This is a genomic window from Streptomyces sp. B21-105, from assembly GCF_036898465.1.
Lineage (GTDB): Bacteria > Actinomycetota > Actinomycetes > Streptomycetales > Streptomycetaceae > Streptomyces.
In genome coordinates this window covers 5,578,364-5,591,043 of the sequence record NZ_JARUMJ010000001.1, presented here as the reverse complement: position 1 = coordinate 5,591,043, position 12,680 = coordinate 5,578,364, and the positions used below count along the sequence as shown (strand labels likewise).

Here is a 12,680-nt window from a genome sequence, read left to right as displayed (position 1 = left end):
TACCTCAGGCCCCCTTGGCCGCGGTGCGGACCAGGACGAGGCCGCCGTTCGGACCGGGGACAGCGCCCTTGATGAGCAGCAGACCCTTCTCCGCGTCAACGGCGTGGACGGTCAGGTTCTGGGTGGTGACACGCTCGTTGCCCATGCGACCCGCCATGCGGAGGCCCTTGAACACGCGGCCCGGGGTGGCGCAGCCACCGATGGAACCGGGCGAGCGGTGCTTGCGCTGGGTGCCGTGTCCGGCGCCGAGGCCCTTGAAGTTGTGACGCTTCATGACACCGGCGAAGCCCTTGCCCTTGCTCTTGCCGGTCACGTCGACCTTCACGCCGGCCTCGAACACCTCAGCGGTGATCTCCTGGCCCAGCGTGTACTCGGAGGCGTCCGCGGTGCGGATCTCGACGAGGTGGCGACGGGGAGTGACGTCGGCCTTGGCGAAGTGACCCTTGAGGGGCTTGTTCACCTTGCGCGGGTCGATCTCGCCGAAGGCGATCTGGACGGACTCGTAGCCGTCGCTGTCGTTCGTACGGACCTGGGTGACGACGTTGGGGCTGGCCTTGACGACGGTGACGGGAACAACGCGGTTGTTCTCGTCCCACACCTGCGTCATGCCGAGCTTCTCGCCCAGGATGCCCTTGATCTGCTTAGCCATTCTTCAGATCACCGGCCCCTAAAGCTTGATCTCGATGTCGACACCGGCCGGGAGGTCGAGTCGCATCAGAGAGTCAACGGTCTTGGGGGTCGGGTCGAGAATGTCGATCAGGCGCTTGTGCGTGCGCATCTCGAAGTGCTCGCGCGAGTCCTTGTACTTGTGCGGCGACTTGATGACGCAGTACACGTTCTTCTCAGTGGGCAGCGGCACCGGGCCCGCGACCGACGCACCAGTGCGGGTCACCGTCTCGACGATCTTCTTCGCCGAGGAGTCGATGACCTCGTGGTCGTAGGCCTTGAGCCGGATGCGGATCTTCTGTCCCGCCATGGCTACTCAGTAGTCCTGTCTCTTTGTCCGCTCCGGAACCCGATGTTCCATTTCACCTTCTCCTCCGACCCACGCGGTCGGGCGTGTCGCGCTCCCGCTGACACAGATGTCCCTTGTTCGAACATCCCTGCGGAATGCACACGGCCCTACCGGAACCGCAAGCCGGGGGCGGAAGGCCCACCGGGCGCCTGGCCGGTGCCGCACCGCGCTTCCCGAAAGATTCCCGTACGTCCGCCCCAGCGCTGCCATCAGGCAGTTAGGGCGACGAGTACTGTGGGACTCGCTTCCGGTCCTCCCGGCGGGAGGCGCACAGCATCAACACTCGACCGAGCAACCCCGCTAGTCTGCCATATGGGGCACGCCCTCCGCCAATCGGGCCGGAGACAATACCCCGAGCGTGACGCAGGTCAAACGCAGGGTGTGGAGAGTGTGTGCGAGCCGCGTGCTCGCGCGCCCCGAACGAAGTTTCGGTGACAGGTTCTCGCCATAATCGTCGGCATGTCTGAGTACGGGGGCAAGGCGAGCGGACCGGCCCGGAACAGGGTTCCCAGGTCACGTCTCGAGGACTACGCGGAGATGACGGCCCCGCCGCGGGAGCCGTCGGAGGAGCGGCCGGCGCCGCTCGCACCGGAACGAGTGGCAGCACCCGCGGACGCGGCGGCACCCGGGCCGCCGGACGTGGCCGCACCCGCGCCCACGCCGACTGCGGACGGCCCGGAGGCCGAGGCCCGGCGACGGTGGTTCGCCGGCCTGCTGGAGGAGTTCCGGCAGACCGCGGTACTGGTCCCGCTCGGCGACGGACCCGGCCCCGACAGCGAACGGGGCCTGCTCACCGCGGACCTGAACGGCGTCCGGTTCATCCTGGCCTTCTCCGACGAGCAGGCACTGTCCCGGTACGCGCTGGCCCGGGGCGAGTACCACCGCGAGTGGGCCTACCAGACGATCCTCGGCGCACGGCTGCTCGATGTGGCCGTGCCCGCGGCAGGCGTGCCCTGCGGGGTGGCGCTGGACTGCGCGGACGGCCCGGACGGCGCGGTGTTCCCGCCGGTCGTGGGTGTCGTACCGGACGAGGTGGCCGTGGATCGTGAGCAGGGGGGCGCCTGGTGAGCGGCGGTGAGGAGCAGCTGATCGGCGGCGGCGTGCCGGCGGACGGCGCATGGGTGCCCGTGAACGGCGGCGCGCCCATGAGTGGGCCCGGCGCGCCGGACCTCAAGGCGGTCGGCCTGGATCTGATAGCCAAGGGGCTGACCGATGCGCTGGGCGAGCTCAAGGAGCTCGGCATGGTCGGCATGGCCGGCGCCGGGCGCGGCTTCGGCGACCTCTCCCTGTCGGGGCTGGAGCTGGGCCACGAGGGGCTGACCGAGACGTTCGGCTCGTTCTGCGAGCGCTGGGAGTGGGGCGTGCGTTCCCTGATCAACGAGGGCAACGGCTTCGCCGTCAGGACGGGACTCGCGGCCGGCACCCTCCACGAGACCGAGGAATACGTCGGGGGCACGTTCAAGGTGGTCACCAACTCCCTCATCGGCAATCCGTACGCCTCCGAGGACGAGGTCACCGGGATGGGCTGGGGCGACATCGCCACCTCCGGCGTCTTCGGCGGCGACGTCGACTACAGCAAGGAGTCCTTCGACCAGGCCGGCGAGAACATCAAGCAGGGCTGGAAGGACGCCGGCCGCGATGTGATGACTTCGCGGACCGTCGGCCCCCTCGGCCTCAATCCTGAGAACCTGCACGACACGTTCGGGGTCTCGGACGCCGAGTACGACAAGATGCTGGACGACACGTTCGGCCCCTCGCCCGAGGCCCGCGCCCAGGCGGCCCAGGCGGCCCAGCAGCAGGGCGGGGAGGGCTGATGGGGATCGTCGACGACATCAAGGGCGGTCTGAACAGCGGCCTGGAGTACGGCGAGAAGCTCGTCGACGAGGGCAAGAAGAAGCTCGGCGAGGGCATCGACTACGCCACCGACAAGGTCGGCGACGGCCTCGACCACGTGGGCCTGCACAGCGCCGCCGACGCGGTGGAGGACTTCGGCGACGAGCTCGCCTCCGACCTCGGCGCCACCCCCGGGGAACAGCAGCTCGGCCAGACCGAGCAGGCCGACGAGCTCGTCCACGGCAGCCCCGCGAAGATCCGGGCGAGCGCCAAACACCTCAAGGACTTCCAGGCCGCGTTCGACAAAGTCGGCACCGGGATGAAGAAGGTCGACTCGGCCGGCTGGAAGGGGGTGGGCGGAGACGTCTTCCGCGAGAAGTTCGGCGTGCATCCCATGAAGTGGCTGTACGCGGCCGATGCCTGTGAGGCGGCCGGCGTGGCTCTGGACGCCTACGCGGACACGGTCGAGTGGGCCCAGCGGCAGGCCCAGGAGGCCGTCGAGCAGTACAAGAAGGGCAAGAAGGCCTCCGTGGACGCCGTGGAGGCGTACAACAAGAAGGTCGACGCCTACAACGCCAAGATCAAGGCCGACCAGGATCCGGGGCCGCAGCCCGAGCCGTTCCACGATCCGGGCATCGAGGGGATGAGGGCGGCGCGCGCCAGGCTCGCTCAGGCCCGCAAGCAGCGCAACCTCGTCGCCGGCGAGGCGCAGACCCAGGTCAAGGCGGCGCTCGCGCACGCCCCCGCCGAACCACCGCCGCTGGACCGGTTCGGCAGCAACCTGATCGACGGCTACCAGGCCGTCAACACCGAGCTCACCCATGTCATCGGCGGCGCCCTCAAGGGCACGGCGGGGTTGCTGAACTTCGTGCGCGGGCTGAACCCCACGGACCCGTACAACCTCATGCATCCGGCCGAGTACATCCAGAACGTCAACATGACGCTGGCCGGACTCGTCTCCACCGCCGCCCACCCCGAACGCGTCGTCCAGGCGACGGTGGACGGCTTCAAGAAGGACCCTTCCGAATTCACCGGCAGACTCCTGCCCGAACTGTTCGGGACGAAGGGCGCGGGGCTGGCCCGCGGCGGGCTGCGGCTGGGGATGAAAGAAGGTCTGGAGAGCAGCGCGGCCCAGGGCCTCAAATACGGGGACGAACTCGTCGCCGGGCAGAAAACGGCGAAGGCGGCCGCGGATGCCCCCAAGGACTGGAGCGGTCTCGCCCGCAGCACGGATCACGTGTCGGAGAGGGCCATTCACGCCGACTCGGTGGATCCGAAGGTGGCCCAGGAATTCCTCGACGACCAGTATCCGTGGCTGAAGGACATCAACAACCGCTGGGAGGACGGGTACACGCAGAACTGCGCGCACACCACGGTCTCGACCGCGCGCCGGATCGAGGACATCGAGGTCAGCGCGGCGCCTCGGCCGGGCCCCGGACACCTTCCGTTGGAGCCGTTCAAGGTTCTGGACGAGACCCAGCCCTGGCGGAAGGCCGACAGCTACGATGATCTCATTCGCGACCTACAGGCTCGCGGCGACGGGGCGAAGAGTGCCGTCTTCATCGGCCGAGGAAATTCGGGCCACTTCTTCAACGCGGTGAACACCGACCACGGAGTGGTCTTCCTCGACGGGCAGACCGGAAAGCTCGCCACCCTGGAGAAGAACGTGGTGGAAATCCAGCACGTCCCCTACGAGAAGGTAGTCAAGTAGATGCCGAGCAGAGACGAGGCGTTGGATTCCGCGGCAGCGCTCCTCAGGGCGGTCTATCCCGAGAAGACGGAATCGCTGGTCATGCTTCCGGAGAAGTCCGTCGAATACCCCTACGGATGGGCGGTCGCCTTCGACTGGAAAGAGCACATCGAGACCGGGGACTGGCTGCTGTCGCCGATCACCAGCGTGGTCGTCGTGCCGCACGACGGAGGAAGGGCCCACTTCCCGCCGAGCGCGTTTCCGGTGGACGACTACATGTCCCGACGCGCCTCGGGCAACTGGCCCCCCAAGGAGTAGGCAGCCGTGATGAGCCCTGACACCCGAGCGGCCGCGTGGCTGACCGAGACATACCGGGGTCTGGTCGAACTCTCCGTTCCGCAGCCGGTTCACGAGACTCCCACCGCGTGGATGTTCTCCTGCCGGACCCTGACCCAGCCGGGCTACCCCGCCACGCCCATGCTCGCGGCCTCCGTCGTCGTCCCGAAGGACGGCAGCCCGGCCTTCCACCCGTCGGCCAGCGACCCCCTCGGGGACATGGACGCGGTCGACCCCCGGCAGGCGGCGCGCAGGGTCACCGACCAGGCACGCAGGATCAACGCGCGCGGCTGTCTGGTGGCCGTGCACTCCGCCGTCGAGCGTGCCCCGTCGGTCCCGTTGCCCTGGCAGCCCTCCGACGAGGCGCCCGGCTGGTGGTCCAGGCTGACCCGGCGCTACTTCCCGTCGTTCCAGCGGGTTCCCGTGCGCGGCTGGGACGACGTGATCGGCGCCATGAGCGAGCCGGGTCCCGACACGCGGGGCGTGGTCTGGGTCCGCCGCGCGATCGGCGGCGCCGAGGCGTCCGGGAACCTCCTCTACGCACACAACAACAACGGCCAGGTGGTCCTGCTGGACGGCCTGACCTCGTCCCTCGCCAGACTCGACAGAGCGGACCTGGTGCACGAGCTGGTCCTCCTGCGCTCCCTGCCCGCGACGCGGGAGGCCCCGCCGCAGGCGTGGGAGCGGGAGGCGCACGACTTCGCCTCCGCGGCAGCCAAGGCCCGGCTCTGGCTCGACGACGCATACCACGGACAGGTCGACCTGGTGTCGCCGACGGCCGAGGACGAGATCCGGCGGGGCTGGGTCTTCTCCTGCAACACCAGGCGGTTCCTGGACGGCGGACGCTGGCAGGACGCCATGCTCGACGCGACGGTCGTCGTCCCCAAGGACAACGGCGCCCCGTTCGGCCTGCCCAACGCGGAGCCCTGGGCCTGGCTGGCGCGCTGGAACGCCGGCGAGAACCCGGGTCCGAAAGGCTTCCCCCCACCGCCCCCGCCCGGCCGCGCCAGCTGGTTCGAGCCGACGCTCGCGGAGCTGGGCACCGTCCTGTCCACGTCCGAGCACGTCGACTGGCAGACCGCGGCGGACGCCTTGTCGGCCCTGGCCACCGGCGCGCGGGCGCTGGTCTGGGTACGGCGGACGGACGGCCGGTCGCGAGAAGCGGTGGGGTGGCTGCTGAACGCCGTCGTGACGGCGGAGGGCGTGATGCTGCTCGACGGTTCGTCCGACGCCCCCCTGTCACTGGACCCGGCAGGAGTCCACCGCCTGCACGTGATCCGCTACCGCTGAACCAACCGCCCCCCGAAGGGCCGGGCATGCGGAAGCTGCTCGGCGGCCGCATAAGGAGGAACGGGCGCTGGAGGAACGGACGCTGATGGAACCGCAACCGAAGAAGAATCCCCGCTTCGAGGCCGACATGGCGTTCGTGGTGACGGGCGGGCCGCCGCGTTACGCCCGCCACACGGGTAAGCCGGTGCGCTACCTGACCGTGGCCGACGCCGACGACCGGATGATCGGCTATGTGTGGGCCAACGACGAGGACGAGGCCGGGGGCGTCCGCATCCGCAGCGACGCGAGCCCCGCGGCACACAACGAGTTCGGGGTGTGGGGAAGGCGGTTGCGCGACGCCAGGCAGCGCGGAATTCCGCCCACACAGGCCCTCGCCGAAATGATCCGGGACTCGCCCTTCAGTCCCCGCAGCCATGTCGTTCCCGGCTCGCTCACCGAGGCGCCGAGCATCATCGTCGTCGACGATCTCGCCGGGAAGGAATGGCTCCTGGACCGGGTCAAGGACGGGGCGACGGGCACGATGGTCGGCCTGGCCGTCGGCGACGCACTGGGCTACCCGACCGAGTTCCTCACGCTGGAGCAGACGGCCGCCCGATACGGCGCCTGGCGGGACCTGGAACTGCCGTTCACCGATGGCGTGGCGCTGGTGACCGACGACACCCGGATGGCGCTGGCCGTCGGGGACGCCCTGGTGGACGTCACGCGGGACGCCGACGCGGCTTTCTCCGCCGAGACGCTGGAACCAGCCCTGCGGGCCCACTTCGTGCGGTGGCTGCGCTCGCCCGACAACAGCCGCGCGCCGGGACAGACGTGCCTGAACGCCTGTGCCGCGCTCGAACGCGGCGGGCCGTGGCAGGCGGCGAGCGTGCTGGGGTCCAAGGGGTGCGGAGCCAACATGCGGGTCGCTCCGGTCGGCCTGGTCCCGGGCCTGAGCGCCGAACAGCGGTCCGGAGCAGCCCAGTTGCAGGCCGCGCTGACGCACGGCCATCCCACCGCGCTCGCCGCGAGCGACCTGACGGCCCATGCCGTCTGGCTCCTCACCCACAACTGCGCTCCGGTGGAACTCCTCCCCTGGCTGCGCCACTACGCCCTCAAGTCGCGAACGACCTACCACGCCGCATGGCTCGGGGACCTGGCTCAGCGAGCGGGGGCCGCTGACCCCGCGGCGTACATCGCCCACGGCTGGGACGAGTGCCTGCGTGCTCTGGACACCGTCGAGGCGGCGCTGCGCGCCCCGGATCCGGAACGGGACCCGTGCGCGGCGGTCGGCGCGGGCTGGATCGCCGAGGAAGCACTCGCGGCGGGCCTGTACTGCTTCCTTCTCTTTCCCGAAGAGCCGGTGACGGCGCTACGCCGGGCGGCGTGGTCGTCGGGAGACTCGGACTCGATCGCGGCGCTGGCGGGCGCTTTCGCCGGGGCTTCGGTGGGCGCGGCCGCCTGGCCGGGAGCCTGGTCCCGCGGCGTCGAGCACCGTGAGCGGATCCGCATGGCGGTCGGTCCCTGGGACACGGGCCTGGTCTCGTTCCCGGGCCGCCGGACACGTCGCTGGTCGTCGAACTGACCGTGCTTCGGCATGCGCCAGGCCCATCCCCGCAGACTCACCTCGTTGAGCGACGTCGACCTGGCCTCGAGCCAGGTGATCTCGGGCTGGCTGAAGGCGTGTTCGGTGAAGAGACTCATTCCCGCACGCCTACTTGGACCGGTAGCAGGCGGATTCGACCGTCACCTCGACGAGTGAAGGGTCATCACCGTGCTTTCGCTCATCAAGCAACCGCACATCGACCGCAAATTTCTTACCTTTGGACTCGGCCACTATTTGTGGACTCTTGCCGACGCTGCCATCAACGCCATCCTTGACTATCGTCCATCCCTTCTCGGGCAGTCCTGCACGTAGGCGGTCCATGGCTCGCTCCATCTCCGCCACGGGAACCTGATAGACACTCCACGGATGGCGGGCACGGTACACATTCTCGCTGGAGTCGTAGTTCGCGCAGGGAGTAGTCACGGCTCCGGTATTAGTTACCTTTCCTTTGAGCGCCATGATCTCCAGGATTCGGCTGGACTCCTGCTCGATCTCCGTCTTGACTGCATCACTGTCGCGTACCTCCACTTTGGAGACCTCATCTCTCTGCGAGCATGCGACCAACAGGGTGCAGCCCAATACCACATACGAAATCTTCGCTATCATTCTATTCAAGTTCAACCCTATGATATTTGCCAGCGATCACCGCAGCCTGATTGCGCAGGCTCTCGGATCCCTCATCCCAGAATCCGCTGTGCCCGTCCGAGTCGCTTTTCATCACGTTCCCACCGAACGATTCGTCAGTGGGGATGGTCAGGTTGTCACCGAGCCCCATCAAGCGACCGCCTTGGCGTACGAGCTGGTCGTCCCCAGGTCCGCCCATCGCCCAGACGTGGTTCGCACCCACACCGAAGTCAGCCGCATGATCTGCTTGGACGCCCGGGCTTCCTGCGAACATGTAGTCGTCCACGGCCTCGGGGTCTTGCCAGCTCCCCGACTGTGCGGAGGCGCCGACGACCGTGCTTCCGTAGCTGTGCCCGAGAACCGTGGTGTGTGCGGTGGTTCCGGTGGCCTCCTCATGGGCTGCTCTGCTTCCTTGGAGGAAGTCGTACAGGCGAGGACCACCCTCCTCCGCGCGCGATCCGCTGCTCGCCCGGAAACGATGCTGTCCGAAGCGTCGTAGTCGAGCCAGGTGATCGTGGACACCTTCTGGCCGGGAGCGAGCTTGGAGCTCTCCGCCCACAGCGTCTCGCCACGGCCGAGGTCTCCATGGGTGTCGTTCTCCCCGATCTTCTCGAGGCCGGCGTGGGTACCGGGCACGTACACAGCCACGTGATCCGCGACGTCCGGATTTCCATTGGCCATGATGATCTTTCCGTCGTCCAGCCCCACGGGGTCGAAGCCGAGCAGATAGGCCTCGGGCAGGCCCCCTTCGCCGGTCCGGTCGAACCGGTCCTGTATGTACTGCATGCCCTTGAGGTGCTGCTTCAGCTGCTCGGATCGGTCCCCGTACTCTCTGTGCCAGTCCATCCATTCGTCGGTGTGGACCTTGGACGGGTAGCCACCAGCAGTGATCCAGGTCCACTCGTTGGCCGGCGGCTTCGGGATCGAATCCAACTCCATCCGCATCTTGGCGCGCGTCTCCTCCAACACGATGCGGTTCGCCTCGTCGCGAGCCGTGGCGGGCAGACCGTCCATCGCACCGACGGCGTCTGGGCGCATGGAGATCTACGCGGCCTGCTCCTCCGCGTTCAGGCCAGTCCACCATTCCGCGTTCGACTCCGGAGTACCGTCCTTGGGCGGTTGCGGAAGCGAGTCGAAATACTTCTTGCCTGCCTCCGCGACGCCCTTCGTGTCCGAGGACGCGTCGGCCCAGTCGCTGTCGGAGACGGTCAGGTCGTCGTCCGCCTTCAGCGCGCGCAGCTTCGGAGCCCACTTCTCGTCGGCCTCCGTAGCCTCCTTCAGCGCTGCGGCTATCTGGTCGGCGTAGTCCTGCGCCAAGCGGTGGTTCGGATTGGGGTCGAAGTTGGCCGCCTGCCGGCCGACCGCGGCGGCCGTGCCGTCTGTCAGACCGCTCACCGTGCCACCGTCGGGAATCTTGCCGTCGGCGTCCTTCTCCCCGCCCGCCGGGTAGGAGACCGAACCGTCCGCGAGCACGGTGAGCTTGGCGGCCTGAGCGCCGTCGAGGGCCGCGTCGAGCTTGGTCTTGGCGGCTCCCACCTCGTAGGAGAAGGCTTCGAGCGCGGTACTGACGAGACCGCATTCCACCTGGATGTAGTGGAAGTTCTTGCCCAGTTCCGTCAGTTGGTTGATCGCGGCGGTCGCGGCCTCGCCCTTCAGCGCTTTACGCATCGCCGCGGCGATCTGGTTCTCGATGCGATCCTTGGCCGCGCTCGCCATGTCAGAGGTGCTGCGGTATCCGTCGGCCGCTTCCGAGTACTCGGTGGGCTTGAGGGCCTTGAGCGTTGCGAGGTCCATGACGTCTCGTTACCGCCCCTCAGCCCTTGCCGCCGACGGCCGGAGTATCTGCGTACTCCACCTTCATGTTGCCTATCTCGGCGTTGATCGCCTCGTCCGTCTTCAACTGGTCGCTGCCGGCCTTCTCCAGCAGACCGGAGAGCTTTCCGCAGCGGTTACCAACGTTCTTGACGTACGTCTCCCACGAGCGGTAGACGTCCTTCTGGGCGGCCGCGGTCAGACAGCCGGCGTCCTCGCCGATGCCCTTCTGGCCGTCCGCCAGCTTGACCCCCACCTTGCTGAGGTCCTCACGGATCAAGCCGACGTCACTGCCGGCCTTGGACCAGGCCGGCTTGTTCGAGACCAGTGTGCCGCCGCTGCCAGCCGGGTCGAGCGGAACGTGGTTCAGTTGCATCTGGGTCCCGTGCCGCTCAGCCGCCGCGCTCTTGAGCTGCTCCCACTCGTCCCACGCCACGCGTGTCTCCCGTTGTCCCCGTTGTCACTGCAAACTTGACATGTACCGTAGCGCGGACCTCGCGGAGCCAGTTGAGTACCCGTACCTACGTCGCGGACGTACGTGTTCGGATGCATCGGACGCGTGGCGCTGGTGAAGTGGAGCCATGACCGAGACCGAGACCCTGCCGGCCCCGCTTCACGAGCCCCACAAGACGTGGTGGAGAGCCCCCTTCGTGGCTTCCGTGTTCGGGCTGCCGGTTCTCGCGATGGAGTACACCCTCGTCCGGCATCACCACGGCATGGGGCAGTACGGCGGCATGATCTACACGGCCATGGCCCTGTACGCCCTCGCCTGGGTGCTGCCGCACCGCCTTACGTTCCGGATGCCCCGCATCCTGGCGGCCGGCGCGGCACTGCTGATCACGCTCTTCCCGGTGGGGCTCCTGGTGCTACTGGCCGCGATGGCCTCCGCCTGACGCGTACGTCACGAACTCCGTCCAGGCGGACGAGGCGACCTGGAACACGGGGCCGTCGACGACCTTGGAGTCACGGACGTGGACGGCGGCGGGGGTGGTCGCGACTTCGACGCAGGAGTCGCCCTCGGAGCTGCTGCTGTAGCTGCTCTTGAACCACACCAGGTCCCGGATCATGTATCCCCCAGCAGTTGCTCGATGAAGGCCGACGACTCACGTGGAGTGAGCGCCTGAGCTCGGATGATGCCATACCGCAGTTCCAGGATACGAAGCTGCTTCAGGTCGGATACCGCTCGACCGTTGGCCACCGCTGGCGAGCGACCCACGGCAGAGCCGTCTCCGAACTTCAGTACCTCGATGCCACCGGCCAATCCAGCATGCTCCTCACGGTCCATGGGCATCACCTGAAGCTCGATGTTCCGCAACTTCCCTGCATCCAGCAGGTGCTCAAGCTGGTGGCGCAACGCCGCCCTCCCCCCGAGCGGGCGTCGCAGCGTCCACTCCTCCAGTACGAAGCTGAGCTCAGGCATCGGGTCTCGCTCGAAGACGGACTTGCGTCCCACGCGTGCGGCGACGAAGCGCTCCACCTCGGTCTCGGTGTAGGCGGGTCGCCGCATGAGAAGCAGCCCCCGCCCGTACTCCGGCGTCTGCAACAGCCCGTGGATGTTCAGCGGGTCATAGAGCTGGATCTCGACCGCCTTGGCCTCCATCGCCGCCAGATCGCGAACCTTCTTCGGGTACTGGACCCTTTTCACGTCCTCGTTCATGGCCGAGAGCAGGCCGCCCGCGCCCAGGATCTCGTCCGCCCTGTCCAGATACTCGGGGCGAGGGATCCGCCGGCCGCTCTCGATCTTGTAGACCATGTCCTCGCCGTATCCCACGGCCACCGCGAAGTCGGCGACCCGCATCGCCACGGCCTCCCGGCGCAGCCTCAGTTGGCGTCCCACCGTGGCGACGACCGCGACGCCCCACTCGTCGTCCAGGTCCACGTCCCAACCCGGCTCGTCCGTCTCGCCCGTCTCGTCCTTGAGCCGTACCGCCTGCCCGTCGACCCACATCCCGCACCCCTCCGTCGTCCCGTCACACCCTCACGGCGATACCCGTGCTCCCGCCTCCGACAAGCCCGGACACGACCGGACAAGGGATGGACAGTGACCCTACGCAACCGTCCGGTCACTGTTCACGGTACGCGGAGATCGCCACGCTGAGTGACGTGATTCAGGAAACCCGCCGACTCAACTCCCCCGGCGCCTCCCTCCGCAACTTCGACGTGCGCCTGTCCGCCACGCCCCGCGGAGCCCGCCTCGCCCGTCTCCTCGCAACCGAGCAACTCCGCTCCTGGGGAATGCCGCTGGACCCGGCCGCGCTCCTCGTCGCCGAGCTGGCCGCCAACGCCGTCACCCACGGACGCGTCCCCGGTCGCGACTTCCGCCTGCTCCTGTACGTCATCGGCGACGCCCTCCGCATCGAGGTGACGGACACGCACGGTGACCGGATGCCGTGCCTCCGACCGGCCGACGGGGACGGTGGCCGCGTAAGACGGTCTGGGCGGAAATCCGCACGTCGTCGGCACCGGAACCCGATCCTCTGCGCTTCGGTGACAGGGGC

At 68.2% G+C, this 12,680-nt stretch carries 15 protein-coding genes and 1 pseudogene; 7 read left to right on the top strand and 9 right to left on the bottom strand.

What is annotated here, in order from left to right; translation table 11 throughout:
• Positions 1 to 4 precede the first annotated feature (4 nt).
• Together rplC and rpsJ are read right to left on the bottom strand one after the other, a co-directional pair.
• Positions 5 to 649 (bottom strand): 50S ribosomal protein L3, encoded by a 645-nt coding sequence (rplC, locus tag QA802_RS25305; RefSeq protein ID WP_020132636.1) that lies wholly within the window; start codon positions 647 to 649, stop codon positions 5 to 7.
• 18 nt (positions 650 to 667) lie between these two features.
• Positions 668 to 976 carry a 30S ribosomal protein S10 gene (gene rpsJ / locus QA802_RS25300; protein WP_003948644.1) on the bottom strand — a complete coding sequence of 103 codons (309 nt, stop codon included), beginning with the start codon at positions 974 to 976 and terminating at the stop codon, positions 668 to 670.
• 498 nt (positions 977 to 1,474) lie between these two features.
• Between rpsJ and QA802_RS25295 the strand changes: the two genes are divergently transcribed.
• The 6 genes from QA802_RS25295 (at position 1,475) to QA802_RS25270 (ending at position 7,725) form a co-directional block, all read left to right on the top strand.
• Positions 1,475 to 2,083, top strand: a complete 609-nt coding sequence (locus tag QA802_RS25295) for a hypothetical protein (RefSeq protein WP_334526939.1) — start codon at positions 1,475 to 1,477, stop codon at positions 2,081 to 2,083.
• Complete coding sequence (locus QA802_RS25290) at positions 2,080 to 2,829, top strand: hypothetical protein (protein ID WP_334526936.1); 750 nt, start codon at positions 2,080 to 2,082, stop codon at positions 2,827 to 2,829. Before QA802_RS25295 ends, QA802_RS25290 begins: the two co-directional genes overlap by 4 nt.
• Entirely contained in the window at positions 2,829 to 4,559 is a 1,731-nt protein-coding gene (locus tag QA802_RS25285) for a putative T7SS-secreted protein (RefSeq protein ID WP_334526933.1), read from the top strand. Before QA802_RS25290 ends, QA802_RS25285 begins: the two co-directional genes overlap by 1 nt.
• Positions 4,560 to 4,856, top strand: coding sequence for a YrhB domain-containing protein (locus QA802_RS25280; RefSeq protein ID WP_307057407.1), 297 nt, complete (start codon positions 4,560 to 4,562; stop codon positions 4,854 to 4,856).
• Between the two features lie 9 nt (positions 4,857 to 4,865).
• Positions 4,866 to 6,164 (top strand): YrhB domain-containing protein, encoded by a 1,299-nt coding sequence (locus QA802_RS25275; RefSeq protein WP_334526926.1) that lies wholly within the window; start codon positions 4,866 to 4,868, stop codon positions 6,162 to 6,164.
• Positions 6,165 to 6,651: 487 nt separating this feature from the next.
• Entirely contained in the window at positions 6,652 to 7,725 is a 1,074-nt protein-coding gene (locus tag QA802_RS25270) for an ADP-ribosylglycohydrolase family protein (protein WP_503461623.1), read from the top strand.
• 129 nt (positions 7,726 to 7,854) lie between these two features.
• On the opposite strand, the gene QA802_RS25265 is transcribed toward QA802_RS25270, so the two are convergent.
• The 5 genes and pseudogenes from QA802_RS25265 to QA802_RS25245 all read right to left on the bottom strand — a co-directional run bounded on the left by QA802_RS25265 (position 7,855) and on the right by QA802_RS25245 (position 10,618).
• Entirely contained in the window at positions 7,855 to 8,274 is a 420-nt protein-coding gene (locus QA802_RS25265; protein ID WP_334526923.1) for a hypothetical protein, read from the bottom strand.
• 79 nt (positions 8,275 to 8,353) lie between these two features.
• Entirely contained in the window at positions 8,354 to 8,929 is a 576-nt protein-coding gene (locus QA802_RS25260) for an alpha/beta hydrolase (protein WP_334534872.1), read from the bottom strand.
• Positions 8,896 to 9,051, bottom strand: a pseudogene (locus QA802_RS25255) (hypothetical protein); the annotation flags it as partial. The gene QA802_RS25260 and the pseudogene QA802_RS25255, both read right to left, overlap by 34 nt.
• Positions 9,052 to 9,414: 363 nt before the next feature.
• Complete coding sequence (locus QA802_RS25250) at positions 9,415 to 10,164, bottom strand: hypothetical protein (RefSeq protein WP_334526920.1); 750 nt, start codon at positions 10,162 to 10,164, stop codon at positions 9,415 to 9,417.
• 19 nt (positions 10,165 to 10,183) lie between these two features.
• Entirely contained in the window at positions 10,184 to 10,618 is a 435-nt protein-coding gene (locus QA802_RS25245) for a hypothetical protein (protein WP_334526917.1), read from the bottom strand.
• 145 nt (positions 10,619 to 10,763) lie between these two features.
• On the opposite strand from QA802_RS25245, the gene QA802_RS25240 reads away from it, so the two are divergent.
• Positions 10,764 to 11,075, top strand: coding sequence for a hypothetical protein (locus QA802_RS25240; RefSeq protein WP_334526914.1), 312 nt, complete (start codon positions 10,764 to 10,766; stop codon positions 11,073 to 11,075).
• Here QA802_RS25240 and QA802_RS25235 read toward each other — a convergent pair.
• Positions 11,049 to 11,249 (bottom strand): DUF397 domain-containing protein, encoded by a 201-nt coding sequence (locus QA802_RS25235; protein WP_334526911.1) that lies wholly within the window; start codon positions 11,247 to 11,249, stop codon positions 11,049 to 11,051. The two genes, QA802_RS25240 and QA802_RS25235, sit on opposite strands and share 27 nt — an antisense overlap.
• Positions 11,246 to 12,130, bottom strand: coding sequence for a helix-turn-helix domain-containing protein (locus QA802_RS25230; RefSeq protein WP_334526908.1), 885 nt, complete (start codon positions 12,128 to 12,130; stop codon positions 11,246 to 11,248). Before QA802_RS25230 ends, QA802_RS25235 begins: the two co-directional genes overlap by 4 nt.
• Positions 12,131 to 12,680 lie beyond the last annotated feature (550 nt).

Coding starts and splice junctions, on each gene's coding strand:
- QA802_RS25295 (WP_334526939.1), top strand. CDS start 1,475: ATGTCTGAGTACGGGGGCAAGGCGAGCGGACCGGCCCGGAACAGGGTT.
- QA802_RS25235 (WP_334526911.1), bottom strand. CDS start 11,249: ATGATCCGGGACCTGGTGTGGTTCAAGAGCAGCTACAGCAGCAGCTCC.
- QA802_RS25280 (WP_307057407.1), top strand. CDS start 4,560: ATGCCGAGCAGAGACGAGGCGTTGGATTCCGCGGCAGCGCTCCTCAGG.
- QA802_RS25275 (WP_334526926.1), top strand. CDS start 4,866: ATGAGCCCTGACACCCGAGCGGCCGCGTGGCTGACCGAGACATACCGG.
- QA802_RS25240 (WP_334526914.1), top strand. CDS start 10,764: ATGACCGAGACCGAGACCCTGCCGGCCCCGCTTCACGAGCCCCACAAG.
- QA802_RS25285 (WP_334526933.1), top strand. CDS start 2,829: ATGGGGATCGTCGACGACATCAAGGGCGGTCTGAACAGCGGCCTGGAG.
- QA802_RS25250 (WP_334526920.1), bottom strand. CDS start 10,164: ATGGACCTCGCAACGCTCAAGGCCCTCAAGCCCACCGAGTACTCGGAA.
- rplC (WP_020132636.1), bottom strand. CDS start 649: ATGGCTAAGCAGATCAAGGGCATCCTGGGCGAGAAGCTCGGCATGACG.
- rpsJ (WP_003948644.1), bottom strand. CDS start 976: ATGGCGGGACAGAAGATCCGCATCCGGCTCAAGGCCTACGACCACGAG.
- QA802_RS25230 (WP_334526908.1), bottom strand. CDS start 12,130: ATGTGGGTCGACGGGCAGGCGGTACGGCTCAAGGACGAGACGGGCGAG.